The sequence below is a fragment of the Sphingomonas canaveralia genome (genome assembly GCF_047238125.1).
Lineage (GTDB): Bacteria > Pseudomonadota > Alphaproteobacteria > Sphingomonadales > Sphingomonadaceae > JBDFMH01.
In genome coordinates this window covers 2,148,795-2,174,474 of sequence record NZ_JBDFMH010000001.1, presented here as the reverse complement: position 1 = coordinate 2,174,474, position 25,680 = coordinate 2,148,795, and the positions used below count along the sequence as shown (strand labels likewise).

Sequence of the window (25,680 nt, the reverse complement as noted above, 5' to 3'; positions counted from 1 at the left end):
CATTTCGGCACATGCAACGCCGCCTGCAAAGATAAATGAACCCTGTTTGCGCGATCGTTGCGGCTGCGACGAGCGGTTTGTCGCAGCTCTGTCGCGGGCCGGCCCAAGGGCGGAACAACCTATTGTGCTTCCGGTTTTTTGCCAGCGAAGCGACCGTCGCCATCCCCCCCTGGCCCGGCGCCGCTTCCGCAGACAGGAACCAGGAGGTTTTCATGGGCTACGAACGCAGTGATCGCCGCTACGGCCGCGATCCCCAGGGTTATGGCAACCGATACGGCGCCGATCGCGATGCCGAGCGTCCGAACTATGGCCGCATCGATTATGGTCGTTCCAGCTATGGCCAGTCCGATTATGGCCGCAGCGACTATCGCGGGGACCGTGACGGTCGCCAGGGTTATGGTCGCGCGCCGCAGGGCTATGACTATGAGGATCGCGGCTTCTTCGACCGTGCCGGTGACGAGGTACGCTCCTGGTTCGGCGACGAAGATGCCGAACGCCGTCGCGAGATGGACGAGCGGTATCGCGAGCGCGAATATCAGCGCGATCAGGCGCGCGGCGGATCGAGCTATGGAGCGTCGGGCGGCTATGCGTCGACGTCGCGCTATGGCGGCGGCGCATCGTCCGGTGCCGGCTCCTATGGCGGCGGTAACACCTATGGCGTCGGCCGTGGTGCCGGCGCGTCGAGCACCTATGGCCTGGGCGCAGGCCAGAACCACGACGACTGGGGCCGCGACCCCAACTATCGCTCGTGGCGCGATCGCCAGATCGAATCTCTGGATCGCGATTATGACGAGTATCGGCGTGAGCATCAGTCGAAGTTCGATCAAGAATTCACCGGCTGGCGCCAGACTCGGCAGACCCAGCGCAGCTCACTGAACCAGGTGCGCGAGCATCAGGAAGTGGTGGGTTCGGACGGCCAGCATCTCGGCACGGTCGACAAGGTGCGCGACGACCGCATCATCCTGACCAAGAATGATCAGGAAGCCGGCGGCCGCCATCATTCCATCCCGTGCGCGTGGATCCAGTCTGTCGACGAGAAGGTCACCATCTCCAAGACTGCGGAGCAGGCGAAGTCGCACTGGCGCGACGAGGAATCGCGATCGGCGTTCGGCAATGATCGCGACGGCGATCGTTCGGATGGCCCGCATTATCTGAACCGGAGCTTTTCCGGCACCTACTGATCGCATTGCCGATCGGTGAAGAGGGCGCGGCGGCAACGTCGCGCCCTTTTTTATGCGCCGGCCGGTTTACGCGTACGGAAGCCGCGCCTAGCGTCGCACCCGCAACGAAAATATGGAAGGATGGCCCGATGGCCCGCGCATGGCTCCTCGCATCTCGGCCGGAAGGCACCCCCCAACCGGACAATTTCGAGCTGGGCGAGATCACGTTGCCGCCGCTGGGCGAAGGCGAGGTCCGCGTTCGCAACCTCTGGCTGTCGGTCGATCCCTATATGCGCGGGCGCATGAACGACGTGAAAAGCTACGTTCCGCCGTTCCAGATCGGCCAGCCGCTGGAAGGTGGCGCGATCGGCGAGGTGATCGAAAGCCGATCGGATCGGCTGGCGGTGGGTGACAAGGTTTCGCACATGGCCGGTTGGCGCGAGGAAGCGGTGCTGCCCGCTCAGGCAGCGACGAAGCTGCCGATGGCCGACATTCCGATCCAGCGCTATCTGGGCCATCTCGGCATGCCGGGGATGACTGCCTGGTTCGGCCTGCTGGCAGTGGCCGAGGCAAAGGAAGGCGATACGGTCTTCGTGTCGGCCGCGGCCGGTGCCGTCGGTTCCGCGGTGGTGCAGATCGCAAAGGCGCGCGGCATGACGGTGATCGGGTCGGCGGGTGGTGCCGACAAGGCGGCGCTGGTGCGTGAATTGGGGGCGGATGCGGCGATCGATTATCGCGCCGATATCTCGATCGGCAAGCAACTCGCCGAAGCGGCGCCGAAGGGGATCGACGTCTATTTCGACAATGTCGGCGGCGCGCATCTCGATGCGGCGCTGGCGGCGGCGCGCAACGGCGCGCGGTTCGCGATCTGCGGCATGATCCAGGGCTATAATAGCGCAGATCCCACCTCGCTGCGCTTTCTGGCACGCCTGATCATTGCGCGGGTACGGATGCAGGGCTTCATCGTATCCGATTTCCAGGACCGGATCGAAGAATTCCATGCTGGGATGGCGGCGCTGATCCGCGACGGCAAGCTGCGATCCGAGGAGACGATCCACAAGGGGCTGGAATCGACGCCGGAGGCGTTTCTAGGCCTATTTAGTGGCGGCAACCGCGGCAAGATGTTGGTTCGGCTGTAGGGTCAGCCGCCAGGCGACTTCGTGATCCCGGACTTGATCCGGGATCCAGATCGGCAAGCGGCGGCGTTCGTGGTTCTGGATCCCGGATCAAGTCCGGGATGACGGCCGATCTTACGCCGCGAAGGTGTCGCAGCGGGCGGGATCGCCGCTGTCCAGCCCGCGCTTCAACCAGGCCATGCGCTGCGCCGAACTGCCATGGGTGAAGCTTTCCGGCACCACCCGGCCCTGCGCCGCCTTCTGCAGCGTATCGTCGCCGATCGCCTCGGCGGCGCGCAGCCCTTCCTGGACGTCGCCCGGCTCGATCCGGTCGCGATTTCGCGCGGCCCACACGCCGGCATAGCAGTCCGCCTGCAGTTCCATCTTCACTTGCAGCGCATTGCCTTCGGCCTCCGATGCACGCGACTGGGCGGCACGGACCTTGTCCGAAATGCCGGTGATGGTCTGGATATGGTGGCCCACCTCGTGCGCGATCACATAGGCCTGCGCGAAATCACCGGCTGCGCCGAACCGGTTTGCCAGTTCGCCGAAGAATGTAGTGTCCAGATAGATGCGGTTGTCGGCCGGGCAGTAGAATGGGCCCATCGCGGATTGCGCCGCGCCGCAGCCCGACTGGCCGGCCTGGCTGTAGAAGACCAGCGGCGCGGGGCGATATTGCTGGCCCGACTCCTGGAAGATCCTGGCCCAGGTATCCTCGGTGCTGGCGAGGACGCGGCAGGTGAAGGCACTCTCGGCGTTCACCGCGCACGTGCCTGCCGCGGTCTGCCCCGGCTGCTGCTGCACCACGCGCGGGGCGGGCGTGCCGCCACCGAACGGATTGATGCCGAGCAGGAAGGCGCCGCCGATCACGACCAGGATGCCGACGATGCCGAAACGGCTGCCGACCAGGCTGAGCAACAGGCCGAGCCCGCCGCCACCGCCGAATCCGCCGCCGCCACCAAAGCTCTGGCCGCGCTGATCCTCGACGTTGCTGCTGCTGCGATAATCGTCGAGGCGCATCGCCGGTCTCCCCTGCTGTGCGCCATCAATGCGCCGCGCGCCGGGCGGTTGCAACGCGCGCGAAACGGATCGCGGGCTTGCCGCACCGCACCACAACAGGCATCACCCCGCCATGGCCGATGCCGAGTCCCGCACCGAACGCCGATCCCGCCGCCACGCCGCGCCGCTGCCGCTGCCCGATCAGGTCGCGCTGGTGCTGCAGGGCGGGGGCGCGCTGGGATCCTATCAGGCCGGCGTTTACGAAGCGCTGGCCGAACGCGCGATCGAGGTGGATTGGGTCGCAGGCATATCGATCGGCGCGATCAACGCTGCGATCATCGCCGGGAATCCGCCCGAGCATCGCGTCGAACGGCTGCGCCGCTTCTGGGACATGGTCGGCGGCTGGCTGCCCAGCTTTCCGATCTGGCCCAGCGACGATGCCCGTGAATGGCTGCACGAATGGTCTGCGGGGTTCGTGGCGATGTTCGGCGTGCCCGGTTTCTTCAAGCCCCGGCTGGTGCCGCCCGGCCTGGCGATACCTGGCAGCTGCGAAGCGCTGAGCTTCTATGATTCGAGCCCGCTGAAGGCGACGCTGGACGAGCTGGTCGACTGGGACCTGGTCAATGACGGGCCGGTGCGGCTGTCGGTCGGCGCGGTCGAGGTGGCGAGCGGCAATTTCCATTATTTCGACACACGCCGCGAACGGCTTGATGCGCGCCACATCATGGCATCGGGCGCGTTGCCGCCGGGCCTGCCCCCGGTCGAGATCGACGGCAAGCTGTGGTGGGATGGCGGCCTGGTCTCCAACACGCCGCTCAGCCATGTGCTGGAGGATCAGGAGGGCGACCTGCTGGTGTTCCAGGTCGATCTATTCTCGGCCAGCCACCAGGCGCCGCGCACCATCATGGATGTAATGGCGCGCGAGAAGGAGATCCGCTTCTCCAGCCGTACCCGCCAGGTCTCCGACCAGCTGCTGCGGTTGCGCCGCGAACGCGCGCTGATTGCCAAGGTGATCGCGAAGCTGCCGCCGGATCTGCAGGACGACGCCGATGTCCGCGCGCTGGCCGCCGCCGCGCGCGAGCAGGCAGTGAATGTCGTCCAGCTGATCTATCGGGCCAATGCCTGGGAGGGCGGTTCGCGCGATTATGAATTCTCGGCGCGCACCATGGCCGAACATTGGGCCGCGGGCCGCGCTGCTGTCGCCGAGACGATGACGAAATCCGAACTGCTGGCCCGCAATATCCTCGATGGGCAGACCTCAGCCTTCGATCTGGTGCGGCGATGAAGCGCGCGTTGCTGGCCTTGCTGGCAGGGGCAACGCTCGCCTCGGCGGCGCCCGCGCCCGACTATGATCTGCTGATCCGCGGCGGCACGATCTATGACGGCTCGGGCGGGCGGGGCGTGATCGGGGATGTCGCGGTCAGGGGCGATCGCATCGTCGCGGTCGGCAAGGTCGACGGGCGGGCCGCGCGGACGCTGGATGCCCGCGGGATGGCGGTCGCCCCCGGCTTCATCAACATGCTCAGCTGGGCCAACGAGACCCTGATCGAGGACGGTCGCGCCCTGAGCGACGTGATGCAGGGCGTGACGCTGGAAGTGATGGGGGAGGGCACCAGCATGGGCCCGTTGACCCCAGCGATGAAACGCGACGAACTCGCCCGTCAGGGGGACATCCGCTACCCGATCGATTGGACGACGCTCGGCGAATATCTCGACGGCATCACGAAGAAGGGCGTGAGCCCCAATGTCGCGTCCTATGTCGGCGCCGCCACGGTGCGGATCGCGGTGCTGGGCGAGGGCGATGTCCAGCCGACGCCTGCGCAGCTCGTCGAGATGCGCGGCTTGGTCCACGCCGCGATGCGCGAAGGCGCGATGGGAGTCGGATCGTCGCTGATCTACGCACCCGCCAGCTATGCCAGGACCCCCGAGCTGGTCGCGCTCGTTTCCGAGGCGGGGCGCTGCGGCGGCGGCTATATCAGCCATATCCGGTCCGAAGGCGATCGGCTGATCGAAGCGATCGACGAGCTGGTCACGATCGCGCGGGACAGTGGCACGCGCGCCGAAATCTATCATTTCAAGCAGGCCGGCCGTGCCAATTGGGGCAAGATCGACGCAGCGATCGCGCGGGTGGAGGCGGCGCGGGCATCGGGCCTGGCGATCACAGCCGATATGTACCCCTATGACGTCGCCGGCACCGGGCTGGATGCAGCGATGCCCACCTGGGTACAGGCCGGTGGGCTGGAAGCCTGGATCGGGCGGCTGCGCGATCCGGCGATCCGGGCGCGGGTCGCACGCGAGATGCAGGGGCCGGGCGATGGCTGGGAGAATATGTATTTCGCGGCCGGCGGCGCGCAGAACCTGATCCTGGCCGGCTTCCGTAATCCGAAGTTGAAGCCGCTAGCCGGCCGCACGCTGGCCGATGTCGCGCGCGAACGCGGCACCACCCCGCAGGAAACCGCGATAGATCTGGTGATCGAGGATGGCTCGCGGGTCGGCACGCTCTACCGCGTGATGGACGAGGCCAATGTCCGCCGCGTCGCCGGGCTGCCGTGGATGAGCTTCGGATCGGATGCCGGTGCGCCGGCACCCGAAGGCGTGTTCCTGAAGAGCCGGCCGCATCCGCGCGCCTATGGCACGTTCACGCGCGTGATCGGCCGCTATGCGCGCGATCTGAAGCTGATGCCGCTGGGTGAAGCCGTGCGCAGGCTGACCGCGCTGCCCGCAGCCAATCTCGCCATCAAGGATCGAGGCCGCCTGGCCCCCGGCATGGCCGCCGATATCGTGCTGTTCGACCCCGCCAAGGTGACCGACCGCGCCACCGTGGAGCAGCCTGCGGTGCTGGCAACCGGCGTACGCGACGTATTCGTCAATGGTGTCGCGGTGGTGTCGCAGGGGCGGCATACGGGCGCGAAACCGGGGCGGGTGGTGCGCGGTCCGGGCTGGTCGGGCTGGCCCGGCGGCGGCGCCTGTACTGCCCGCTGATCCCTTTCGCGTTCTAGGAGACTGCCATGTTCCTCAAGGGCAAGACCGCCGTCATCACCGGATCCACCTCGGGGATCGGCTTGGCCTATGCCAAGGCGCTGGCGGCCGAAGGCGCCAATATCCTGATCAACGGCTTCGGCGACGCCGCTGCGATCGAGACCGAGCGCGCCGCGCTTGAACGGGCGAGCGGCGGCAAGGCGGCCTATTCCCCGGCGGACATGACCAAACCTGATCAGATCGCTGCGATGATCGCCGATTGCGCGCGAGATTTCGGATCGGTCGATATCCTGATCAACAATGCCGGCATCCAGCACGTCGCGCCGATCGAAGAATTCCCGCCCGAGAAATGGGATGCGATCATCGCGATCAACCTGACATCCGCCTTTCATACCATTCGGGCCGCGCTGCCGGGGATGAAGCAGCGGAAATGGGGGCGGATCATCAATACCGCTTCCGCCCATTCCAAGGCCGCCTCGCCGTTCAAGTCGGCCTATGTCACGGCCAAGCACGGTCTGGCCGGGCTGACCAAGACGGTCGCGCTCGAGGCCGCGACGTTCGGCGTCACCGCCAATTGCATCTCGCCCGGCTATGTCTGGACTCCGCTGGTCGAAAGCCAGATCCCCGATACGATGAAGGCGCGCGGGATGACGCGCGAGCAGGTGATGAACGACGTGCTGCTGGCCGGGCAGCCGACCAAGGAATTCGTGACGCCCGAGCAGGTCGCCAGCCTGGTCGTCTATCTCTGCACCGATGGCGCGGCGTCGATCACCGGCGCCAACCTTTCGATGGACGGTGGCTGGACCGCTGCCTGATTTGCGTCCTGCCCCCATCGCGCCTAGCCTCTTCGCAGGGAGTGGTCGCGTGAATGCAACAGGATTGATGCTGGCGATTGCCGGCGCGGCGCTGCTGTCCGGATGCGGCGGCCGTGCGGAGATGGCCGCCCCCGCGGCGCCGACGGCTTCACCGTCGTGGCGCACCATCGCCACCGCGGCGGATCGCACCCGTCTGCGCAACTGGCGCGAGACCTGGATGCAGGCGCTGGCCAAGGCGCGTGCCGGCGGCAAGGGCGCGCAGATCGCGGCGCAGGGCGTACTGCTGCAACCCGATGCTGCGCTGGCCGATCCGGCGCCTGCGCCGGGTGATTATCGCTGCCGCGTAATCAAGGTCGGCGCGCAGGCGCCGGGCGGGCTCGATTATGTCGCCTATCCGCCGTTCCGGTGCCGGGTCGCGATGGAAGGCGACATATTGAGCCTGACCAAGGTCGACGGCTCCCAGCGCCCGGTCGGCCTGCTGTTCCCTGCCGATTCGCAGCGCATGATCTTCCTGGGCACGATGATGCTGGGCGATGAGCGCATGGCGCTCGATTATGGCCGCGATCCGGAACGCGACATGGCCGGCGCGCTGGAACGCGTCGGGCCGCAGCGCTGGCGGCTTGTGTTGCCGCGGCCGCGCTGGGAATCACTGCTCGACGTCGTCGAACTGGTGCCGGCCTGATCCCCTTTCCTCGGACGCTGCAACGGGTTAATCTCGCAGGCTCGGCAGGAAGGGCGTGGCATGACGATGTGGGTTATCCCAATGCTGGCGCTGGCCGCGATCCCGGCTGTCGCAGCGGCCGATCCGGGAGACGATCTGCGCCGCCGCGGTGCCAGTGCTGCCGTCAACTGCACGCCGCAGGTGCTGCTGATGGCGTTCGACGCGCGTTTGCAAACCCAGGCGCGTCCGCGCGCCGGCCGCGTGCAGCCGCCCAAGGTTCGCCGCGATGATGCGCCGGTCCGCCGCCAGCGCTGCGTGCGCTTCGCCAGTATCTGACATGTTCCGCCTGTTGATCCTCGCGGCGCTCGCCGCAGCCCCTTCGATCGCGCATGCCGATCCGCTGGCCGATGCTGTCCGCGCCGATCTGCCGTCGCTCGCAACGCTCTATCGCCAGCTTCATGCCGCGCCCGAGCTGAGTTTCCAGGAAACGAAGACTGCAGCGGTAATGGCTGCGGAGGCGCGCAAGGCAGGCTATGCCGTCACCACCGGGGTCGGCGGCACCGGCGTGGTCGCGGTGCTCAGGAACGGTCCCGGCCCAGTGCTGCTGATGCGCACCGACATGGATGCGCTGCCGGTGCCCGAACAGACCGGCCTGCCGTTCGCCAGCAAGGCGCGCGGCAAGCTGCCCGACGGCACCGAAACGCCGGTGATGCACGCCTGCGGCCATGATATCCACATGACCGCCTGGGTCGGAACACTTCGGCGGATGGCGGCGGTCAAGGCCGATTGGTCGGGCACGCTGGTGATGATCGCGCAGCCGGCCGAGGAAGTGGGCAAGGGCGCCCGCGCGATGATCGCGGATGGGCTGTTCACGCGCTTTCCCGCGCCGCAGTTCATCGTCGGCTTCCACGATTCGGCCTCGCTGCCGGCCGGAGAGATCGGGATCGCGCCGGGCTATGTGATGGCCACCGTCGATACGGTGGATCTGCTGGTCAAGGGCGTCGGCGGGCACGGCGCGGTGCCGCAGCAGACCCGCGATCCGGTGGTGCTGGCCGCACGGATCGTGACCGCGCTGCAGACGCTGGTCTCGCGCGAGATCGATCCGCAGGAAAGCGGCGTCGTCACCGTGGGGTCGATCAACGGCGGCACCAAGCACAATATCGTGCCCGACGAGGTGAAGCTGCAGATCACCGTGCGCAGCTATACGCCCGAAGTGCGCAAGACGCTGCTCGACGGCATCATCCGGATCGCGCGCGGCGAGGCGATCGCTGCCGGCATGCCCGATGACAAGATGCCCGTGATGACGGTCGACCAGAAGCCCACCAACGCCACCTTCAACACCGATCCGCTGACCGCCGATCTCGCAAGGCTGTTCGAGGCGCGTTTCGGCAAGGCCAGGGTGCACGGCATCCGCCCCGAGATGATCGGCGAGGATTTCGGCCAGTACCGGATCGAGCGTGACGGCGCGCAGAGCGTGCTGTTCCGGGTCGGCGGCGTTCCGCGCGCCAAGTGGGATGCCGCCAGGGGCGACGCATCGAAGCTGCCCTCGCTCCACAGCCCGTTCTGGGCCCCCGATCCCGAACCGACCATTGCCGGGGCAGTGGAGGCGATGACGAGCGCCGCGCTGCACCTGCTGGCCAAGCGCTGAGCGACGGCAGTGCGCCCCGCGCCGGCGCTCAGCCTTTCAGCAGTCCCGCGATGGTCGCCGCCAAGGTGGCAGCGGTATAGGGTTTGGTAATCACCGGCGCGTTCGAGGAGACGATGCCAGGTGCGGCCGATCCATAGCCGGTCGCCAGCGCATAGGGCACGCGTTGCGCATCGAGCGCGGCGGCTACCGGCGTGCTGAACTCGCCATCCAGGTTCACGTCCAGCAGCGCCGCATCGAACTGCGTATCGGCGATCGCCGCCAGCGCCTGCGCCACGCTGGCCGCTGTCACGATCTTCTCATAGCCGAGCTCGTCGAGCATATCCTCGGTCGTCATCGCGATGATGGCTTCGTCTTCGACGAGGAGGATCCGGCGCATCAGGCCGCGATCCTGGCATCGGCGGGGGCGGGGGCATCGATCGTGCAGTGCAGCCCGCCGGGATCGAACGCAACTGAGACGGTGCCGTTCAGATCGGTGCCCAGCGCGCGTTCGATCATCCTGAGGCCGAAGCCGCGCCGTTCGGGGGCCGATACGCGCGGCCCGCCGGTCTCGCGCCAGTCGATCCGCAGCCTGCCGTCGACGACCGCCCAATCGATCGACACCTGTCCCGACGGCACCGAAAGCGCGCCATATTTGGCGGCGTTGGTGCCCAATTCGTGCAACGCCAGCACGAGTGAGATCGCCGCGCGCGGGTTCAGCAGCACTTCCGGCCCGTCGATCACCAATCGCTCCCCTTCCTCGACATGCGCGCGCGTGGCATCGCGCACCAGCTGGCCCAGCGTCGCACCTTCCCAGCGCTCGCGCGTGAGCAGATCGTGCGCGGCGGCCAGCGTCGCCAATCGCGCCTGGAACGCGGCCTGGCTCTCGGTCCGGTCGCGATCGCCCCGGAAGCTTTGCAGCGCCAGCCCCTGCACCAGCGCCAGCGTATTCTTCACCCGGTGGTTGAGCTCGTTGATCAGCAGCTGCTGGCGATCCTCGAATGCGCGGCGCTCGGTGATGTCGCGCGCGATCGCATGGAGGCCGGTCGCCTGCCCATCGCGATTGATCGCCAGCGTGGAATTGATCTCCCAGTCGAGCAGGCCCGAAGGGCTGATTACCTTCACTTCGTAACGGGTCGTGCCGCCAGCGCGCAGCTTCTCTCGCAGCATGGTGCTCGTCCGCTCGAAATCCTCGGACGAGATGAATTCGGCGATCGATCGACCGATCAGCTGCTCGCTGGTGGTGGCCAGCGCGGCGGCGGCGGCGGGGTTGGCGGCAGTGATGCGCTGTTCCAGATCGGCGGTGAAGACGATGTCGTGCGCCTGTTCGAAGATCAGGCGATAACGCCCCTCGCTATCGCGCAGCGCGGTCTCGGCGCGCATCCGGGCGATTTCCTGATACAGCGTCTCGGCCACCGCGGCGGTGGCGGCCTGCTGCTCGGCGGTCCAGCGGCGGGGGTGCGTGTCATGCGCGAACATCAGCCCGATATAGCGGCCGTGGCGCACCACCGGGCTCACCAGCACCGCGCCGGCCCCGATCGCGGCGTAGCGGCGGCGATCGACCTCGGTCAACCGCGGATCGCGATCGCGATCGTCCACTGCGTAGGCGACACCGGCGCAAAGCCGGTCGTGCAGCGCCTTGCCGAAATTATCGAGCGTATAGGTGCCGGCGATGTCGGTCATCGTGCCGTCGGTCCAGGCGCGCTCCAGCTGCAGCTTTTCATGCGCGGGATCGACTTCGCCATAGCCGACCCGGCCGACGCCCAGATGCTCACCCAGCAGCCGGGTAGCGATTGCGATCATCTCGGATGCGTTATCCAGCGGGCGCAGCGACTCGTTCAGCGCCAGCAGCAGCGCGGTGCGACGCGCATGGCCGACCCGCTCGGTCGTCTCCAGCCCTTGGTTGAGCACACCCACCACGCGGCCGTCCTCGCCTGCAATCGGCGTGAAGCTGTAATCCCAGTAGGTCTCCTCGGGCTCCCCGAAGCGCGTCATCGGCAGCATCTGATCCCGCGTGACGAAGCCGCGACCCGACGTCACGACCTGTTCCAGCTGCGGACCGACGATCTCCCAGATGTCGGACCAGACCTCGGCCCCGGCAGCGCCCAGTGCCGAAGGGTGGCGCGGGCCGGGGATGAAGCGCCATGCGTCGTTATAGAGCAGCCGGAACTCACGACCCCAGTAGATCGAGGTCGGCATCGACGACGTCAGGCAGATGCTCAGCGCCGACCGCAACGATTGCGGCCAGCCGGATGGCGGCCCCAACGGGTTGCTGGTCCAGTCAAACAGCCGGATCCGTTCGCCCATCTCCCCGCCAAGTGCCAGCAACGAACGGAATTCAGGCATGGTGTCGCGTCACTCTCCGTAGCCGGGCGCTTGTCTCTATACGCCCCGCGGCGACCGCGCGAGCGTCGTGACCGCCATCCTCAGGCAGAGCAATGCATAGCCCGGATCAGTCGCGCAATGGCCTGAACATGTCGCGGATGTCGGTAACGATGGTCTCGGGCACCTCGGCAGGCGCGAAATGGCCGCCACGATCATGATGGCGGTCCAGCACGAGATTGAATTGCGTTTCCAGTCCCGTGCCCAGGCCGACCGTGCCGTCGGCGGAGAAATGGCTGATCCCGCTCGGCGCCGCGACCAGCGGGGTGCGATCATGCGACGGCTGCCACAGGTTGCGCGCCGCCTCCGCATAGAAGCGGGTCGAAGTCACGAAACTGTCGGTCAGCCAGTAGAGCATCGTCGTCGTCAGCAGAAAATCGCGGCCGAACGCTTCGTCCAGCCCGTCGCGGCAATCGCCCCAACTGCGCCGCCGCTCCATCAGCCAGGCCAGCAGCGCGGCGGGCGAATCGTGCATGCCGTATGACAGCGTCTGCGGATCCAGCACCTGCACGCAGACATGCGATGCGATCCGCTGCTGCCACGCCAGGAAGGCCGCGCGCTCATCCGCGTCCAGGCCTGCGGGCGCCAGCATGCCGCCGGTCACGTCCCATGGTCGCTCATGGTTGAACAAGGTCAGCGGCGCGACCGTGGAGATGTGGATGCCATAGAGCGCATCGGCATATTTGTGGCCGAGCTGGGTGGTGGTCAGTGCCCCCCAGTCACCACCCTGCGCCGCATATCTCTCGAACCCGAGCGTCTCGGTCATCAGCCGGTGCCACAGGTCCGCGGTCGTCCAGAAATTGACGCCGGTCTTCGTCAGCGGAGTCGACAGGCCGAAACCCGGCATCGACGGCACGATCACCTCGAACGCGTCGGCCGGATCGCCGCCATGCGCGGCCGGATCGGCCAGCGGGCCGATCACGCGGTGGAGATCCCAGAAAGTCCAGGGCCAGCCATGCGACAGGATCAGCGGCATCGGCTTCGGCCCGCGCCCGGGCTCGCGGATGAAATGGATCGGCACGCCATCGATCGTGGTACGATGATGGGTGAAGGCGTTGATCTTCGCGAGCTCGGCCGGCCAGTCGTAACCCGTACGCCAGTAATCGAGCATGTCCGCCAGCCAGCCGCGCTCGGTGCCGTACGACCAGTCTTCGTTGGCGTAATCGGGCGCCAGCCGCGTGCGAGCAAGGCGATCGAACAGGTCGTCCAGCCTCTCTTGCGGGAAACCGACCTCGAACGTCTCGACCGTCATGGTTCGACTCCTGTCAGAAGGCGCGGATCGTCACCGCATTGTCGATCACCAGTTCCGCGCCGGTCACGAACCGCGATTCGTCGGAGGCGAGGTAGAGGACCATGGTCGCCACATCCTCCGGCGCGCCGTTGGTACCGAACGGCAGCACGCCGGTCGGAATGTCCTGCGCCTGACCGACCCGGCCGGAGGCTTCCTGCACCATCGGCGTCTCGATCGAACCGGGGTGCACCGAATTGCAGCGGATTGGATACCCCTTTTCCTGGCACATCACCGCGATCGACTTGGTCATCGATCGCACCGCGCCCTTGGCGGCGGAATAGGCGAAGAAGATCGGATAGCCGAGCAGCGCGCCTACCGACGACATGTTGATGATCGATGCGCCCTTCGATTTCTTCAGCAGCGGCAGCGCATATTTGCAGCCCAGAAACACGCCTTCGTTCATGATCGCGTTGACGCGGCGGAACTGTTCGAGCGTCACATCTTCGCAATCGGCCATCTGCACGATGCCGGCATTGTTGACGAGGATGTCGAGCCGTCCGAACCGGCCGTCAATCTCCTCCATCAGGCTTACCCAGCGCGCCTCGTCGGCCACGTCCTGCTCGAAGGCGATCGCGCCGTTGCCGATCCGGTCCGCCACCGCCTGCGCGGCATCCAGCCGTAGGTCGGTCACGATCACGGTTGCGCCCTCGCGCGCCAGCACCGCGCAGTCGGCCGCACCGAGCCCCGATCCGCCGCCCGTGACCAGGGCGATCTTGCCTTCGACGCGTCCCATCAAGTCTCTCCTCATTCGTTTTGTCCCCCTGAACCTGTGTCAGGGTACGCCACGCCGATATGCGGCCGGTCGCTGTGACAGGATGGATGCCGAAACCGGTCCGGCATCGCGGGGGGTCGTGTCAGGCCGCGCCGCCTTCGTTGAAATAGTCCGGCATTCCGCCCGGCCACACCACGCCCCACTGCGCCTGACCACCATCCAGGATGATCAGGTCGCCATTCACGAAGTCGGCCGCATCGGACGCCAGATAGGCGATCATCTCCGCCACGTCCCAGGCATCGCCGCGCTTCTTCATCGGGTTGGCCTTGTGGAAGCGGACCAGCGCCTCTTCCGGATAGACCGCGAACCCCTCGGTTTCGATCACGCCCGGGCCGATGCAGTTGACGCGGATGTTGAACGGCGCCCACTCGGTCGCCAGCGTCTTCGAAAGATAGATCACGCCCGCGCGGGCCGCGCAGGTGTGCGCCGCCTGCGGCATGCCGCGCTCCACATTGGCGACCATGTTGATGATGTTGCCGGGCTTGCCCGCGTCGCGCCAGCGCTTGGCGGCTTCCTGCATCATCCACCAGGTACCGTTCAGGTTGGTGTCGATCACCGCCAGCCAGCCCTTGCGGCTGAAATCGATCGCATCCTGCGGAAACTGGCCGCCGGCATTGTTCACGATCGTGTCGATCGCGCCGAACCGTTCGATCGTGGCATCCAGCAGCGCCTCGACCTGTTCCGGCTCGCGGATCGTCATCGATTGGGTCAGGATGTCGCGGCCGGTGGCGGCCTTGATCAGCGCCTGGGTGGCATCCAGCTTTTCCTGTTTGCGACCGGAGATCGCGACATTCGCACCCAGTCTCGACGCCAGCATCGCGGTCGCCTTGCCCATGCCGCTGCCACCGCCGGTGATCAGCACCGTCTTGCCTGCCAGCAGATCGTCCCGATAGACGGTCGGGCGGGTGACCAGTTCCTCCTCGGTCACGCCGCGGCGGGGCCGGGTGGGATCGTTGGGATCGGGGCGGACATGGGATGTCGGCGCGTTCATTCGGCGAGCGTCCATGCCCGCGGTCCGTGCCGGTCAGTTGCCATCCGATCCTCCCTCAATCCGCACCGAGCGTAGCAGCGCGATTTCTCAAAACAAACAGATATGTCTTTTTTCGGCGCTACCCTTCGCCAAGACTCGCTACGGCATCGCGATAGGCAGCGCTTGAAAAATCAGTCATGATTGTTTTTGATGCAAGCAAGAAGATGGGGAGACGAGGATGCCGGGCTTGGAAGGCAAGGTTGCAGTCGTGATCGGAGCGGCCGGCCGGGACAATATGGGCCAGGTGATCGCCCGACGCTTCGCCGCGGAAGGGGCGAAGGTCGTCGTTGCCGGGCGCGATGGCGATGCCTTGGCGGTGCTGGCGGAGGAGATTGGCGGCCTGGGTGTCGCCTGCGACATCACGAATGAAGCCGATCTGAAGCGGCTGGCCGATGCCGCCATCGAGCGTTTCGGCGGGCTCGATATCGCACTGAACGCCACCGGCTGGGGTCTGCTCAAGCCGTTCCTCGAGACGACCAAGGAAGAGATCGAGCGGATCACCGCGCTGCAGTTCACCGGCGCGATCCTGTTCTACCAGGCGATGCTCCGCGCGATGCGCGACGGCGGCTCGCTGATCCAGATCTCGTCCGCCACGGCATCGATCATGCTGGAGGATCACGCCGCCTATATGGGCACCAAGGCGGCGACCGATCACGTCATCCGCTGCGTCGCGAACGAATTCGGCCATCGCGGCATCCGCGCCAATTCGATCGCCCCCGGCTTCACCGCCACGCCGATGACGGCGAAGGCCGCCAAGAATCAGGCGATCATCGAGAGCTTCGCCAAGGAATATCCGCTCGGCCGGGTCGGCACGAGCGACGACATCGCCGAGGCGGCGGTGTGGCTGGCGTCCGACACATGCTTCATGACCGGCCAGGTGCTGCAGGTGAACGGCGGCGTCACGCTGCGCCGCAATCCGCGCAATGCCGAGATCGTGGCGGCAGTGAAGGCCGCGCGCGCGGCGCAGCCGTCATGATCCGGGGGGTCCACCACCTCGCCGTCTCGACACCCGATCTCGAGCGGTTCGTCGATCATTACCAGCGCTGGTTCGGGTTCGAGCGCTGCGGCGGCGGCGGCTGGGACAAGGGCAACGACCGGATCGACACGATGGTCGGGCTGAAGGACAGCTCCGCCCGCTACGAGATGATCCGGCTGGGCAATCTCTACATCGAGGTGTTCCAGTACAGCGCACCCGAGGGCCATGCGGTGCATCCGCGGATGTGCGACCACGGCCTCATCCACCTGTGCCTCTACACCGACGACGTGTTCGCCGATTATGAGCGGCTGAAGGGGCTGGGCATGGAATTCCACTGCCCGCCAGGCGGCAGCGCCGCGACCCGTGCCACCTATGGCAAGGATTGCGACGGCAACATCGTCGAGCTGCTTCAGATCGTCGAGCCGAGCGCGATGTACGCCTTCGAGCGCGCGGTGGCGCTGTAGGGGGCGTCCGCTCCGCGTCGGCCTGACGCATCAGTTCAATGGAGAAGCACGCGATGAGCGCAACCGATGGCGAGATCGACGTCCTGATTCTCGGCACGGCGCGCGCCGGGTCGGACGCACCTGCGATCGAGCAGGCATTGCGCGATGCCGCCGCAGATTGGCCCGGCGCTGGGTTGGCGACGATCCTGCCGCCCTCGACCTTGCCAGCGCTCGCGCATGTCACGGTGTCGGAAGGCGCGCTGCCGGATGCGATCCTGACCATTCGAGGGACCGAAGCCGAGCTGGCTGACGGGTTGGGCGCCACGATCGCCCGACTGTCCGCCATGATCGACCCGCAGCGCTCGTCGCTGCTGGCCACCACCCGCCACGCGATCCTGCCGGGGGACGATACAGTGCGGCTGATGTTCGGCCTGCGCCGGCTGGAACGGCTCTCGCTCGCCGAATTCCAGGATTACTGGCTCAATCGCCACGCTCAGCTCGGGCGGCGGCTGATCCCGCCCTACACCTATCACCAGCTCCACACGCTGCCCGCCGCGACCGAAGTCCTGGCGGCTGCCGCAGGCGTCGCGCCTTCCACACTCGACGGCATCGTCGAGGTCCACTTCCCCGATGTCGATGCATTCGTGCGCCAATTGTCGCGGCCCGAGGTCGCCGAGGAGGCCCTGGCCGACGAGCGCAACTTCATCGACCATGATCGCTCGATCTTCTGGGCCTATCGCACGCTCTGATCAGAGCTCGCGGATCAGCCCCTTCGGATCGCCGTCCCAACGTTCGGCCGCCTTGCGGATCGCGCCGAAGAAGGCACGGATCGCAGGCTTGTCCTCCAGCAGTTCGGTCATGCCGCCGATCGCCGGGCTGGTATCGACATAGGCGAAGCGCAGATCGCCGAACACGCCATCGGCCGCCACCGCAAAGCCATCCGCAAGATAGCGCGCCAGCACCGCATCATAGTCGGCCGGGATGATCGCGACGTGGTGAAAGCCGGTCTGTCCCGCCGGCACCAGATCACGATAGGCGGACGGGCCGTCGTCATGTTGCTCGATCAGCTCGATCTGCGCGCTGCCATGTTGCGCGACCGCAGTCGAGAAGCGGGTCGCGCTCGGCTGCCCGCGATGGCGCGGCGATCCCAGCCGGATCTCGCGGTTGACGAGGAACGGGCCGATTCCCAGCAGCCGATGCCAGTGTTGGATCGCCTCCTCCAGCTTGGGGACCACCCAGGCATATTGCAGGATATCGGGGCGCGCATCCGTTGGCGGGATCATGGCTGTGCACCCCAGGGCACCGCTGCCAGCGTGCGCCGCGCCGCTTCGATCGATCGCCGTGCGCGGCCTTCTGCATCCACGCCCGCCTCGCGTGCGGCGGTCTGCGGCACTTCCACTTCGAACACCACATCGTCTCCCAGCGAGCGCAGGATTTCGGCCATCGGGAATTCGCCTTCCCCCGGCAGGTCCCGCTCGACCACGCATTCGTGCCAGCGATCCTCGGGCGCCGCCAGCGGCCCGTCACTCAGCTGCGCATAGCCCACCAGATCGGCGGCGGCCGCCGCTTCCCTGGCGCCATGACCGCCGCGAATCAGGTGCAGCACATCCAGCACCAGCGATCCGCGGCCGGCCGCGCGCACCGTGCGCTCGGCGGTCACGATGTCGCACACCCCCGCAAAATGATAGAATTCCAGGCCCGCGGTGATGCCATGGCTTTCGGCCAGCTCGGCGAAGGCGGCGAAGCGATCCACCCCCTGCTGGAAGGTCGCTTCATGGATATGCGCGGTGGCCTTGGTAGCGCCCAGTGCCGCACCCGTTTCCAGCCCCTCGCGGAATCGATCGAGTTCGCCGTCGCGATCCAGCGGGAAGACTTCGAGATTGGAGAGCGCGACCCCCGCCTCGCCCAACGCATCGCGAATCGCGGGCACATCCGCTGGTGCAACGAAGGGATAGAGCGCGCGCGCCTCGCCCGGCACATGCGTGAACAGGCACACCCGATCCGCGCCGACCCGCCCCGCAATCCTCACCATGTCGATCGGCGCAGCGTCCAGCGCATTCAGCGGATGCAGCGACAGGAGGCGCGGCATGAACTCAGTTCGACAAAAAGTCATTCATGATTGTTTTTATGGGCGGCTGTGCTATGGCGAGTCAACCACAGATCGGGATAGGAAGCATGAACGTCCTGAAGGCTGATCAAGCGCGCGAGATGATGGATTTCGAGCGGGGTCGCAAAGGCCCGCCCGAAGGCTTCCCCAAACTGCCCGACATCCCCGGCAAGCGCTATGTCGACAAGGAATTCCTGGCGCTGGAACGTGAGCGGATGTGGAAGCGCGCCTGGCTCTATGCCGGCCATGTCGATCAGTTGCCCAACCCCGGCAGCTGGTTCCTCACCCGCAACACCGGATCGCCGATCCTGATCGTCCGCGATCTGAAGGGCGAGGTCCGCGCCTTCTACAACACCTGCCAGCATCGCGGCGCGCCGCTGGTGGCGGAAGACAAGGGCGAAGCACGCGGCTTCGTGTGCGGCTATCATGGCTGGAGCTACACGCTCGAAGGCAAGCTGACCGCGGTCCGCGACAAGCGCGATTTCGTCGATCTCGACTTCTCGTGCCGTTCGCTGGTGTCGGTGCAGGTCGGGATGCTGGGCAACCTGATCTTCATCAACGAGGATCCGGAGGCCGAATCCTTCGAGGAGCATATCAAGCCGCTGGCGCACGAGTTGGAGCAGTACCGCTTCGATACGCTGCGGCTGGTCGATTCGCGCAGCTATGATGTCGACTGCAACGTGAAGGTGCTGCTCGACGCCTTCCTCGAAGTCTATCACATCAAGTCGATCCACCAGCACACGGTCGATCGCTTCCTGGATCATCGCGGCATGATCGTGACGCTGTGGGACAAGGGCCATAGCCGCATGATCACGCCGAACAGCCGGCCGGACTGGAGGGATCCGGGCACGATCGGCATGCCGGTGATCCCGACGGTCGAGGAGCTCTCGGCCAAGAACAATGTCAGCTACCAGATCTATCCAAACTTCGTGATGCCGGCATCGGATACCGGCGTGCCGATCCTGCAGTTCTGGCCGCTGGGCGACACCAAGTGCCGCGTGGTCTCCAGCTGGATCGCGCCCGATTATGATCCCGAGAACCCGTCCGACCGCTGGGAAGCGCGGCTGAACAACTGGGAACGGATCCTGTACGAGGATCTGCAATATGCGCCGCAAATCCAGGAATCGCTGGAAAGCCCGGGCTTCAAGGGCATGCCGCTCAACTATCAGGAGCGCCGCATCTATCATTGGCACGAGGAGCTGGATCGCCGGATCGGGCTAAACCGCGTGCCGCCCGAGGCGGCGGTCGAGCAGGTGCTGGGTGACTGGGTGGATCGCTGATCCGGCGGTTGCGCGCCGCGCCGGACATCGATAGCGGCATTTCTTATATTTAAGTTGCACCCGGATATATTCGAGGGAGAGGCATGGACTTCAGACTGACGCCGGACCAGCTCGAGCTGCAGTCCGCCGCCCGCGAATTCGCGCGGGCCGAGCTTCCGGCGATCGCCGCCGAGCTGGAACGCGACAACAAGCCGCCCAGCCACGAACTGGTGAAGCGCTATGCCGAGATGGGCTTTCTCGGCATCAACGTGCCCGAATCGCTGGGCGGCCTCGGTCTCGGCAATATCGAGGCGCTGATCGTGCTGGAGGAATTCGCCAAGATCTCCTCCGCGGTCGGCTTCCCGATCTTCGAATCCTCGGTCGGTCCGGTCCGCGCGATCGAGATGTTCGCCCCGCGCGAACTGGCCGAACGGATCGTGCCCGCGGTATGCGCGGGCGAGATGGTCGTTGCCGTCTCGATGTCCGAACCCGATGCCGGCTCGGCGCTGACCGATCTGAAGACCAAGGGCGTGATCAACGGCGACAAGGTCGTGCTGAACGGCACCAAGCGCTGGTGCTCGGGCGGCGGTCATGCCGGATCCTATCTCGTCTATTGCCGCCTGTCGGACGAGCCGGGCGCCAAGGCGATCGGCGCGGTGCTGGTCGAAAAGGACACGCCCGGCCTCAGCTTCGGCCCCAACGAGCATCTGATGGGCTTCCGCGGCATCCCCTCGTCGGATCTGAACTTCGACGATTGCGAAGTGCCGGTCGGCAACATCGTCGTGCCCGCCGGCGGCTTCCGCAAGCTGATGGAGGCGTTCGATCTGGAACGCTGCGGGAACGCCACCATGGCGCTCGGCCAGGCGTCCGGCGCGCTTGAGGACATCAAGGAGTATGTCCTCGACCGCAAGCAGTTCGGCAAGCCGATCGCCGAATTCCAGGCGGTGCAGATCAAGCTCGCCGAAATGCAGATGAAGGTGGAAGCCGCCCGCTTGCTGATCTGGCGCGCGGCCAGCAATGCGGAAGACGGGCTGCCGTCGGTGCTCGACAGCTCGGTCGGCAAATGCTTCGCCAACACCATCGCCCGCGAGGTTACGGGCGATGCGCTGCAGCTGATGGGTGCCTATGGCTATTCCAAGGAATTCCCGATGGAACGCCGGCTGCGCGACAGCTGGGGCTGGGGCATCGCCGGCGGCGCGATCGACATCCAGAAGACCAACATCGCCGGCGCCATGCTCGGCCGCCGCTTCGATCAGCGCCGCTGATGTCGGGCCTCGTGCGCATCGCCGCGCTGGAAGACCTGCCCGAGACGGGCAGCAAGGTGTTCGATGTCGACGGCAAGTCGGTGCTGGTCTGCCGTTCGTCGGCGGGCGTGTTCGCGGTCGAGAATCGGTGCAGCCACCAGCTGGCCGAACTGGCCGGCGGCAAGGTAAAGGGCGCCTATGTGTTCTGCCCGCTGCACGGCATCCGCTTCGACCTGCGCGATGGCACGCCCAACGGCACGCTCACCAAGAAGCCGATCACCGTCTATGAAACGTCGGTGATGGACGGCGCGGTCTACGCCGCCCTGCCGGGATGACCGCGCCGCTGCTGATTCTGCATCATCACGATCCGTCGCCGTTTGCGGAAAAGATCCGGCTGGCGTTCGGCATCAAGAGGCTGGCCTGGGCGTCGGTTCAGATCCCGATGATCATGCCGAAGCCGGATCTGACCGCGCTGACCGGCGGCTATCGCGGCACGCCGGTGCTGCAGATCGGCGCGGACATCTATTGCGACAGCCGGCTCATCGTAGACGAACTAGAGCGCCGCTTTCCCGAACCCGCGCTGCTGCGCTCGGGCCCGCTCGTCAATTTCGGGCTGCAGCACTGGAGCGACGATGCGCTGTTTCCGCCGGGGGCCGCGCTGGCGATGCATGAGGGCGCAGCTGCGATGCCGGCCGAGCTGATCGCCGAACGCTCGCTTTACTTCACCAATCTCGATTTCGGTCATTTCGCGCAGGATGCGGCGCATTTCCGCCAGCAAATGCTGGCCCATATCGCGCTGATCGAAGCGCAGCTGGCGGATGGCCGCGCCTTCCTGCTGGGCGATGCGCCCGAATGGGCCGATATTGGTGCCTATTTCCCGATCTGGATGCTGGGTGGCCATGTGCCGAGCGGGGGCGAGATGCTGACGGGCAAGCCACGGCTGGCGGCGTGGCAGGCGCGGCTGGCGGCATTCGGCACCGGCGAGCGCCACGAGATCGGCGCGGACGATGCGCTGGCGATCGCACGCGATGCGGGCCTGTCCCCGGGCGATGGCGCGCCGGTGTCGGTCTTCCCGGTTGCACACCCCGAAACCGCCGTCGCCGGGCAACTTGTCTCGATCGATGACGATCGCATCGTGATCCGCCGCAGCGACGATCGCGCCGGCGTGGTCGCGGTGCATTTCCCCGCGATCGGTTACCGCGTCGAACCGGCCTGATCTTGCGCGCGATCGCGGCCGGTGCGGGTGTAGACGAGGTTGATGCTCGTGAACGTCACCGCTTCCACCCCGGTGCTCTTGATCACGGCATAGCGCGTCAGCGCGGTGCCGCGGTCGGTGCGCGTGGCGGACGGCGTCAGGCTGATGATTTCGGACGTGACGTGGATGGTGTCGCCCGCGCGGACCGCGCTCTTCAGCCGCAGCTCGTCCCAGCCGATCCCGCACACCCAGTCGATATCGGAATTGATCTCGTGATCCAGCTGCCGCCAGATCGCAAGCACATGGATGCCGCTGGCCACCAGCTCGCCGAACACCGATCCCTTGGCCAGTTCGGCATCGGCGTGAAACCATTGCGGATCGTAGGCCCGCGCGAATTCCAGGATTTCGGCCTCGGTCACAGTGCGCTCGCGCGATCGGCGGAATTCGCCCACTACCAGATCCTCGAGGGTGCGGGTCGGACGCGCGGGCACGAAGGGGGCATCGGTCATGGCCCTGCACTGCCGCGAAGCGCAGCGGCGATCAACGGGGATGCGCGATGAACGGCCAGGATGTGACGGCGATCTTCGATTTCGAGACGATCGCACCCGATCGCTATCGCGCCGCCCCCGTCGGCGGCGGCATGGCGCGGCTCTATGGCGGGCAGGTCTTCGCGCAGGCGATGGCGGCCGCGCAGGCGACATCGCCCGATACGCGGCTGGTGCACAGCGCACACGCCTATTTTGTGGGCCCGGGCGATCCGCATCTGCCGATCGATTTCGCGGTCAGCCGCGATCGCGACGGACGCAGCTTTTCCGCCCGCCGGGTGGAAGCGCGCCAGCAGGATCGGCTGATCCTCACGCTGTCCGCCTCGCTTCATGCCGATGAGGGCGGCCAATCGCACCAGTTTGCGATGCCCGACGTGCCGGGGCCGGAAACTCTGACCCCGCAGGACGAAGTGATCCGTGCGGTTGGGGACAGGCTTTCCCCGCGCCACCATGCCTTCTGGCTCGGTCGCTTCGCGGTCGATTATCGTGCGGTCGAACCGTTCGTCACCTTTGATCCGCCGCATGCGCCGCCGGTCCGCCATTTCTGGATGCGGGTGCGCGATCCGGTCGGCGACGATCCCGCGCATCATCAGCGGCTGCTGGCCTATGCGTCCGATCTCTACATTCTCCACACCGGCCTTGCGCAGATGGGGGTCGGCTGGTCCGATCCGGAATTGCAGGATGCCAGCCTCGATCATGCGATCTGGTTTCACGATCGCTTCCGGGCGGACGAATGGCTGCTCTACGCGCTCGACAGCCCACGCACTGCGCATGCCCGCGCCATCGGCCGCGGCATGGTATTCGCGCAGGACGGCCGGCTGGTAGCGTCTGTGGTGCAGGAAGGACTGGTGCGGCTGCCGCCCGGCATCTGAACCAAAAAATGATGTCCTACAGCCAGAGATTGTGCCATAAAGGTTCCTGGCTCTTTGAACTGTCGAGAACCGCTCCGCAGGGTGCGCACAATCGCTGCTTTCGCTGCTTTTGACCGCGATCAGCGCGGTTGCGGGCCGAATCGCGCCACCAGATCCCAGCCCGTCCCGATGAAAAGCTGGCGCACCTCGGTCACTCGGTCCGCCCCGCGCCAGCTGCTGCGATCGATCGCCAGGCAGGCAGTACCGCGCTCGACGGCCAGCGCCATTGCTTCCGCCGCGTTCGCCGCGACTGCCGAGATCCGCACCCCCGCCTCGCTCCACGGCACATGCGCCAGCAGCCAGGCACCGGGTGCCAGCGCGGTGAAATCCACCGCCGCTGCATCCGGCACCACGCCCAGCGCGATCGTCCGCCGCTCGATCGCGAACGGGCGTTCGTTGGCCAGATGCACGCCGTCCAGCGACAGTTGCCCGCCCCGCCGCACCCGCCGCGTCAGCCGATAGCGATAGGCTTCGCCCCGCCGCGCGATTTCGGCTGCCAGATCGGGAATGGCGAGCATCAGCGCATGAGTTCGGCGCTGCGCCACAAAGCTGCCCGCACCCTTGCGCCGCTCGATCAGCCCGGCGTCCGCCAGCGCGCCGAGCGCCTTGCTGACCGTCATACGCGCGCAGCTATAGTCGGCCATCAGCGCCTGCTCGGTCGGGATGCGCGCACCGGGCGGCAGATCGCCCGATGCAATCGCCTCTTCCAGATTGGCGCGGATCCGCTGGTGCAGCGGGGCGCTCACGCCAACAGGCGCCGCATGGTCGTGCCGAACCGCGCGGCGATCGCGTCGCGTGCGACGTGGCGGCCCCGGTCCACGACCAGCCGACCATGTCGCCACACTTGGTGGATCGCGGCACGGCCATCGCCGAATACAAGGCCATCGATCAGCGCATCGCCGCTGCGCGCCACCAGCGACGGGTGATCGGCGTCGAGCGTCACGATATCTGCGGATGCGCCGATTGCCAGGCCGCCATCGACGCCCAGCGCCTGCGCGCCGCCCGCCAGCGCCGCGCGATAGAGGCGTGCCCCGGTCGATCGGCCGGCCCCGCCCGCCAGCCGGTTGCGGCCCTCGTCACGCAGCCGCTGGCCATATTCCAGCAGGCGGAGTTCCTCGGCAGCATCGATCCGCACGTTGGAATCGCTGCCCACACCGATCGCGCCGCCCGCCGCAAGATAATCCACCGCGGGGAAGATGCCGTCACCCAGATTGGCCTCGGTGATCGGGCACAGCCCGGCGACCGCGCCGCTGGCGGCCAGCGCGCCGGTTTCCTCCGCGGTCATGTGGGTTGCGTGGACCAAGCACCAGCGCGCATCGACCGGAGCGTGGTTCAGCAGCCATTCCACCGGGCGCTGCCCGCTCCAGGCCAGGCAGTCGGCGACTTCGCGGCGCTGTTCGGCGGCATGGATATGGATCGGCCCATCTACAGCCAGCGGCATGATCTCGCCCAGCATTTCGGGCGTCACCGCGCGCAGGCTGTGCGGGGCGATTCCCACGACCGAATCGGGAAAAGACCCAACCGCGATGCGGCTGGCCTCGATCAGACGGGCATAGCCGTCAGGATCGGTCACGAAGCGCCGCTGCCCCGGCCCGGTCGCCGCCCCGCCGAAACCCCCGGTAGCGTAGAAGACGGGCAGCAGGGTCAGCCCGATCCCGGTCTCACCGCTTGCACGGGCAACAGCAGCGGCCATCTCGGCGGGATCGTCGAACGCCCCCCCGTCGCAATCGTGATGCAGATAGTGGAATTCGCCGACCCGGGTGAAGCCGCCCTCTAGCATCTCCACCTGTGCCATCGCGGCGATCGCCAACAGATCGTCCGGTCCGATCCGCGCGACGAAGCGGTACATCGTGTCCCGCCACGACCAAAAGCTGTCCTCGCCCGGCCCGGCGGTCTCGGCAAGCCCGGCCATCCCGCGCTGGAAGGCATGGCTGTGAAGGTTCGGCAGTCCCGGCACCGCGACTCTGCAGCGCACGTCGCCTGATACGGGCTGGGCGCCTGTTTCGATCGCCGTGAACCAACCGCCGTCGATCGTCAGGCGCACATGCTGCACCCAGCCGGACTGCAGCATCGCCGTCTCGCACCAGAGTGTCACCGCCACGAAGGATCTCCTTGATCGCCTTATGTCTATACATTTTAGGACGGTCGTGCCAAGTTCCGTGACTTGGAAGC

27 protein-coding genes are annotated in these 25,680 nt (G+C 66.7%); 16 read left to right on the top strand and 11 right to left on the bottom strand.

Annotated features, from left to right (window positions below; all coding sequences use genetic code 11):
- The first annotated feature begins 212 nt into the window (after window positions 1–212).
- A complete protein-coding gene (locus ABC347_RS10790) occupies window positions 213–1,181 on the top strand; it encodes a DUF2171 domain-containing protein (RefSeq protein WP_413245732.1) in 969 nt (322 codons plus the stop codon).
- Between the two features lie 128 nt (window positions 1,182–1,309).
- The gene (locus ABC347_RS10785; protein ID WP_413245731.1) at window positions 1,310–2,299 is read left to right on the top strand and encodes an NADP-dependent oxidoreductase; all 990 of its coding nucleotides are present in this window, start codon (window positions 1,310–1,312) and stop codon (window positions 2,297–2,299) included.
- A gap of 111 nt (window positions 2,300–2,410) precedes the next feature.
- Here the strand turns inward: ABC347_RS10785 and ypfJ are convergent, their stop codons facing one another.
- Complete coding sequence (ypfJ, locus tag ABC347_RS10780) at window positions 2,411–3,295, bottom strand: KPN_02809 family neutral zinc metallopeptidase (protein WP_413245730.1); 885 nt, start codon at window positions 3,293–3,295, stop codon at window positions 2,411–2,413.
- 112 nt (window positions 3,296–3,407) lie between these two features.
- Between ypfJ and ABC347_RS10775 the strand changes: the two genes are divergently transcribed.
- The 6 genes from ABC347_RS10775 to ABC347_RS10750 are packed head-to-tail and all read left to right on the top strand — an operon-like array spanning window position 3,408 to window position 9,377.
- Window positions 3,408–4,559 (top strand): DUF3734 domain-containing protein, encoded by a 1,152-nt coding sequence (locus ABC347_RS10775; protein WP_413245729.1) that lies wholly within the window; start codon window positions 3,408–3,410, stop codon window positions 4,557–4,559.
- A complete protein-coding gene (locus ABC347_RS10770) occupies window positions 4,556–6,256 on the top strand; it encodes an N-acyl-D-amino-acid deacylase family protein (RefSeq protein ID WP_413245728.1) in 1,701 nt (566 codons plus the stop codon). The genes ABC347_RS10775 and ABC347_RS10770 overlap by 4 nt, the downstream gene beginning before the upstream one ends.
- A gap of 26 nt (window positions 6,257–6,282) precedes the next feature.
- Window positions 6,283–7,068, top strand: a complete 786-nt coding sequence (locus ABC347_RS10765) for a 3-hydroxybutyrate dehydrogenase (protein WP_413245727.1) — start codon at window positions 6,283–6,285, stop codon at window positions 7,066–7,068.
- A 49-nt stretch (window positions 7,069–7,117) separates the two neighbouring features.
- The gene (locus ABC347_RS10760; protein ID WP_413245726.1) at window positions 7,118–7,750 is read left to right on the top strand and encodes a DUF4893 domain-containing protein; all 633 of its coding nucleotides are present in this window, start codon (window positions 7,118–7,120) and stop codon (window positions 7,748–7,750) included.
- Window positions 7,751–7,810: 60 nt separating this feature from the next.
- Window positions 7,811–8,065 carry a hypothetical protein gene (locus ABC347_RS10755; protein WP_413245725.1) on the top strand — a complete coding sequence of 85 codons (255 nt, stop codon included), beginning with the start codon at window positions 7,811–7,813 and terminating at the stop codon, window positions 8,063–8,065.
- Between the two features lies 1 nt (window position 8,066).
- Window positions 8,067–9,377, top strand: coding sequence for an amidohydrolase (locus ABC347_RS10750; RefSeq protein WP_413245724.1), 1,311 nt, complete (start codon window positions 8,067–8,069; stop codon window positions 9,375–9,377).
- Between the two features lie 28 nt (window positions 9,378–9,405).
- Here the strand turns inward: ABC347_RS10750 and ABC347_RS10745 are convergent, their stop codons facing one another.
- From ABC347_RS10745 to ABC347_RS10725, 5 genes are all read right to left on the bottom strand, one after another.
- On the bottom strand, window positions 9,406–9,753 hold the full coding sequence (locus ABC347_RS10745; RefSeq protein WP_413245723.1) for a response regulator: 348 nt from the start codon (window positions 9,751–9,753) through the stop codon (window positions 9,406–9,408).
- Window positions 9,753–11,699, bottom strand: coding sequence for a PAS domain-containing sensor histidine kinase (locus ABC347_RS10740; protein WP_413245722.1), 1,947 nt, complete (start codon window positions 11,697–11,699; stop codon window positions 9,753–9,755). The genes ABC347_RS10745 and ABC347_RS10740 overlap by 1 nt, the downstream gene beginning before the upstream one ends.
- 106 nt (window positions 11,700–11,805) lie before the next feature.
- Window positions 11,806–12,987, bottom strand: coding sequence for an epoxide hydrolase family protein (locus ABC347_RS10735; protein WP_413245721.1), 1,182 nt, complete (start codon window positions 12,985–12,987; stop codon window positions 11,806–11,808).
- Window positions 12,988–13,000: 13 nt separating this feature from the next.
- On the bottom strand, window positions 13,001–13,759 hold the full coding sequence (locus tag ABC347_RS10730; protein WP_413245720.1) for an SDR family oxidoreductase: 759 nt from the start codon (window positions 13,757–13,759) through the stop codon (window positions 13,001–13,003).
- Between the two features lie 121 nt (window positions 13,760–13,880).
- On the bottom strand, window positions 13,881–14,804 hold the full coding sequence (locus ABC347_RS10725; protein WP_413245719.1) for an SDR family oxidoreductase: 924 nt from the start codon (window positions 14,802–14,804) through the stop codon (window positions 13,881–13,883).
- A 202-nt stretch (window positions 14,805–15,006) separates the two neighbouring features.
- Here ABC347_RS10725 and ABC347_RS10720 point away from each other — a divergent pair, with 202 nt between their 5' ends.
- Genes ABC347_RS10720 through ABC347_RS10710 form a run of 3 tightly spaced genes read left to right on the top strand, consistent with a single transcriptional unit; the run spans window position 15,007 to window position 16,996 of the window.
- A complete protein-coding gene (locus tag ABC347_RS10720; RefSeq protein ID WP_413245718.1) occupies window positions 15,007–15,804 on the top strand; it encodes an SDR family oxidoreductase in 798 nt (265 codons plus the stop codon).
- On the top strand, window positions 15,801–16,268 hold the full coding sequence (locus ABC347_RS10715; RefSeq protein ID WP_413245717.1) for a VOC family protein: 468 nt from the start codon (window positions 15,801–15,803) through the stop codon (window positions 16,266–16,268). Before ABC347_RS10720 ends, ABC347_RS10715 begins: the two co-directional genes overlap by 4 nt.
- 53 nt (window positions 16,269–16,321) lie before the next feature.
- Window positions 16,322–16,996, top strand: a complete 675-nt coding sequence (locus ABC347_RS10710; RefSeq protein WP_413245716.1) for an EthD domain-containing protein — start codon at window positions 16,322–16,324, stop codon at window positions 16,994–16,996.
- On the opposite strand, the gene ABC347_RS10705 is transcribed toward ABC347_RS10710, so the two are convergent.
- Entirely contained in the window at window positions 16,997–17,530 is a 534-nt protein-coding gene (locus ABC347_RS10705) for a VOC family protein (protein ID WP_413245715.1), read from the bottom strand.
- Entirely contained in the window at window positions 17,527–18,336 is an 810-nt protein-coding gene (locus ABC347_RS10700; RefSeq protein ID WP_413245714.1) for a sugar phosphate isomerase/epimerase family protein, read from the bottom strand. Before ABC347_RS10700 ends, ABC347_RS10705 begins: the two co-directional genes overlap by 4 nt.
- Before the next feature lie 86 nt (window positions 18,337–18,422).
- On the opposite strand from ABC347_RS10700, the gene ABC347_RS10695 reads away from it, so the two are divergent.
- The 4 genes from ABC347_RS10695 (at window position 18,423) to ABC347_RS10680 (ending at window position 22,073) form a co-directional block, all read left to right on the top strand.
- Window positions 18,423–19,634: an aromatic ring-hydroxylating oxygenase subunit alpha gene (locus ABC347_RS10695; RefSeq protein ID WP_413245713.1), complete on the top strand. Its 1,212-nt coding sequence runs from the start codon at window positions 18,423–18,425 to the stop codon at window positions 19,632–19,634.
- A gap of 83 nt (window positions 19,635–19,717) precedes the next feature.
- A complete protein-coding gene (locus ABC347_RS10690; protein WP_413245712.1) occupies window positions 19,718–20,878 on the top strand; it encodes an acyl-CoA dehydrogenase family protein in 1,161 nt (386 codons plus the stop codon).
- Window positions 20,878–21,192, top strand: a complete 315-nt coding sequence (locus ABC347_RS10685; protein WP_413245711.1) for a Rieske (2Fe-2S) protein — start codon at window positions 20,878–20,880, stop codon at window positions 21,190–21,192. Before ABC347_RS10690 ends, ABC347_RS10685 begins: the two co-directional genes overlap by 1 nt.
- Window positions 21,189–22,073 carry a glutathione S-transferase family protein gene (locus tag ABC347_RS10680; RefSeq protein WP_413245710.1) on the top strand — a complete coding sequence of 295 codons (885 nt, stop codon included), beginning with the start codon at window positions 21,189–21,191 and terminating at the stop codon, window positions 22,071–22,073. Before ABC347_RS10685 ends, ABC347_RS10680 begins: the two co-directional genes overlap by 4 nt.
- Here the strand turns inward: ABC347_RS10680 and ABC347_RS10675 are convergent.
- Window positions 22,052–22,561 carry a MaoC/PaaZ C-terminal domain-containing protein gene (locus tag ABC347_RS10675; protein WP_413245709.1) on the bottom strand — a complete coding sequence of 170 codons (510 nt, stop codon included), beginning with the start codon at window positions 22,559–22,561 and terminating at the stop codon, window positions 22,052–22,054. The two genes, ABC347_RS10680 and ABC347_RS10675, sit on opposite strands and share 22 nt — an antisense overlap.
- 47 nt (window positions 22,562–22,608) lie before the next feature.
- Between ABC347_RS10675 and ABC347_RS10670 the strand changes: the two genes are divergently transcribed.
- Window positions 22,609–23,469: an acyl-CoA thioesterase gene (locus ABC347_RS10670; protein ID WP_413245708.1), complete on the top strand. Its 861-nt coding sequence runs from the start codon at window positions 22,609–22,611 to the stop codon at window positions 23,467–23,469.
- A gap of 119 nt (window positions 23,470–23,588) precedes the next feature.
- On the opposite strand, the gene ABC347_RS10665 is transcribed toward ABC347_RS10670, so the two are convergent.
- Together ABC347_RS10665 and ABC347_RS10660 are read right to left on the bottom strand one after the other, a co-directional pair.
- Complete coding sequence (locus tag ABC347_RS10665; protein WP_413245707.1) at window positions 23,589–24,254, bottom strand: UTRA domain-containing protein; 666 nt, start codon at window positions 24,252–24,254, stop codon at window positions 23,589–23,591.
- A complete protein-coding gene (locus ABC347_RS10660; RefSeq protein WP_413245706.1) occupies window positions 24,251–25,609 on the bottom strand; it encodes a formimidoylglutamate deiminase in 1,359 nt (452 codons plus the stop codon). Before ABC347_RS10660 ends, ABC347_RS10665 begins: the two co-directional genes overlap by 4 nt.
- Window positions 25,610–25,680: the final 71 nt, after the last annotated feature.

Excerpts from the sequence above, each read along its gene's own strand:
- ABC347_RS10720 (WP_413245718.1), top strand. The coding sequence starts at position 15,007 with ATGCCGGGCTTGGAAGGCAAGGTTGCAGTCGTGATCGGAGCGGCCGGC.
- ABC347_RS10790 (WP_413245732.1), top strand. The coding sequence starts at position 213 with ATGGGCTACGAACGCAGTGATCGCCGCTACGGCCGCGATCCCCAGGGT.
- ABC347_RS10700 (WP_413245714.1), bottom strand. The coding sequence starts at position 18,336 with ATGCCGCGCCTCCTGTCGCTGCATCCGCTGAATGCGCTGGACGCTGCG.
- ABC347_RS10675 (WP_413245709.1), bottom strand. The coding sequence starts at position 22,561 with ATGACCGATGCCCCCTTCGTGCCCGCGCGTCCGACCCGCACCCTCGAG.
- ABC347_RS10710 (WP_413245716.1), top strand. The coding sequence starts at position 16,322 with ATGAGCGCAACCGATGGCGAGATCGACGTCCTGATTCTCGGCACGGCG.
- ABC347_RS10785 (WP_413245731.1), top strand. The coding sequence starts at position 1,310 with ATGGCCCGCGCATGGCTCCTCGCATCTCGGCCGGAAGGCACCCCCCAA.
- ABC347_RS10755 (WP_413245725.1), top strand. The coding sequence starts at position 7,811 with ATGACGATGTGGGTTATCCCAATGCTGGCGCTGGCCGCGATCCCGGCT.
- ABC347_RS10750 (WP_413245724.1), top strand. The coding sequence starts at position 8,067 with ATGTTCCGCCTGTTGATCCTCGCGGCGCTCGCCGCAGCCCCTTCGATC.
- ABC347_RS10740 (WP_413245722.1), bottom strand. The coding sequence starts at position 11,699 with ATGCCTGAATTCCGTTCGTTGCTGGCACTTGGCGGGGAGATGGGCGAA.
- ABC347_RS10745 (WP_413245723.1), bottom strand. The coding sequence starts at position 9,753 with ATGCGCCGGATCCTCCTCGTCGAAGACGAAGCCATCATCGCGATGACG.
- ABC347_RS10690 (WP_413245712.1), top strand. The coding sequence starts at position 19,718 with ATGGACTTCAGACTGACGCCGGACCAGCTCGAGCTGCAGTCCGCCGCC.
- ABC347_RS10685 (WP_413245711.1), top strand. The coding sequence starts at position 20,878 with ATGTCGGGCCTCGTGCGCATCGCCGCGCTGGAAGACCTGCCCGAGACG.
- ABC347_RS10670 (WP_413245708.1), top strand. The coding sequence starts at position 22,609 with ATGAACGGCCAGGATGTGACGGCGATCTTCGATTTCGAGACGATCGCA.
- ABC347_RS10695 (WP_413245713.1), top strand. The coding sequence starts at position 18,423 with ATGAACGTCCTGAAGGCTGATCAAGCGCGCGAGATGATGGATTTCGAG.
- ypfJ (WP_413245730.1), bottom strand. The coding sequence starts at position 3,295 with ATGCGCCTCGACGATTATCGCAGCAGCAGCAACGTCGAGGATCAGCGC.
- ABC347_RS10775 (WP_413245729.1), top strand. The coding sequence starts at position 3,408 with ATGGCCGATGCCGAGTCCCGCACCGAACGCCGATCCCGCCGCCACGCC.
- ABC347_RS10730 (WP_413245720.1), bottom strand. The coding sequence starts at position 13,759 with ATGGGACGCGTCGAAGGCAAGATCGCCCTGGTCACGGGCGGCGGATCG.
- ABC347_RS10765 (WP_413245727.1), top strand. The coding sequence starts at position 6,283 with ATGTTCCTCAAGGGCAAGACCGCCGTCATCACCGGATCCACCTCGGGG.
- ABC347_RS10715 (WP_413245717.1), top strand. The coding sequence starts at position 15,801 with ATGATCCGGGGGGTCCACCACCTCGCCGTCTCGACACCCGATCTCGAG.
- ABC347_RS10725 (WP_413245719.1), bottom strand. The coding sequence starts at position 14,804 with ATGGACGCTCGCCGAATGAACGCGCCGACATCCCATGTCCGCCCCGAT.
- ABC347_RS10770 (WP_413245728.1), top strand. The coding sequence starts at position 4,556 with ATGAAGCGCGCGTTGCTGGCCTTGCTGGCAGGGGCAACGCTCGCCTCG.
- ABC347_RS10680 (WP_413245710.1), top strand. The coding sequence starts at position 21,189 with ATGACCGCGCCGCTGCTGATTCTGCATCATCACGATCCGTCGCCGTTT.
- ABC347_RS10705 (WP_413245715.1), bottom strand. The coding sequence starts at position 17,530 with ATGATCCCGCCAACGGATGCGCGCCCCGATATCCTGCAATATGCCTGG.
- ABC347_RS10735 (WP_413245721.1), bottom strand. The coding sequence starts at position 12,987 with ATGACGGTCGAGACGTTCGAGGTCGGTTTCCCGCAAGAGAGGCTGGAC.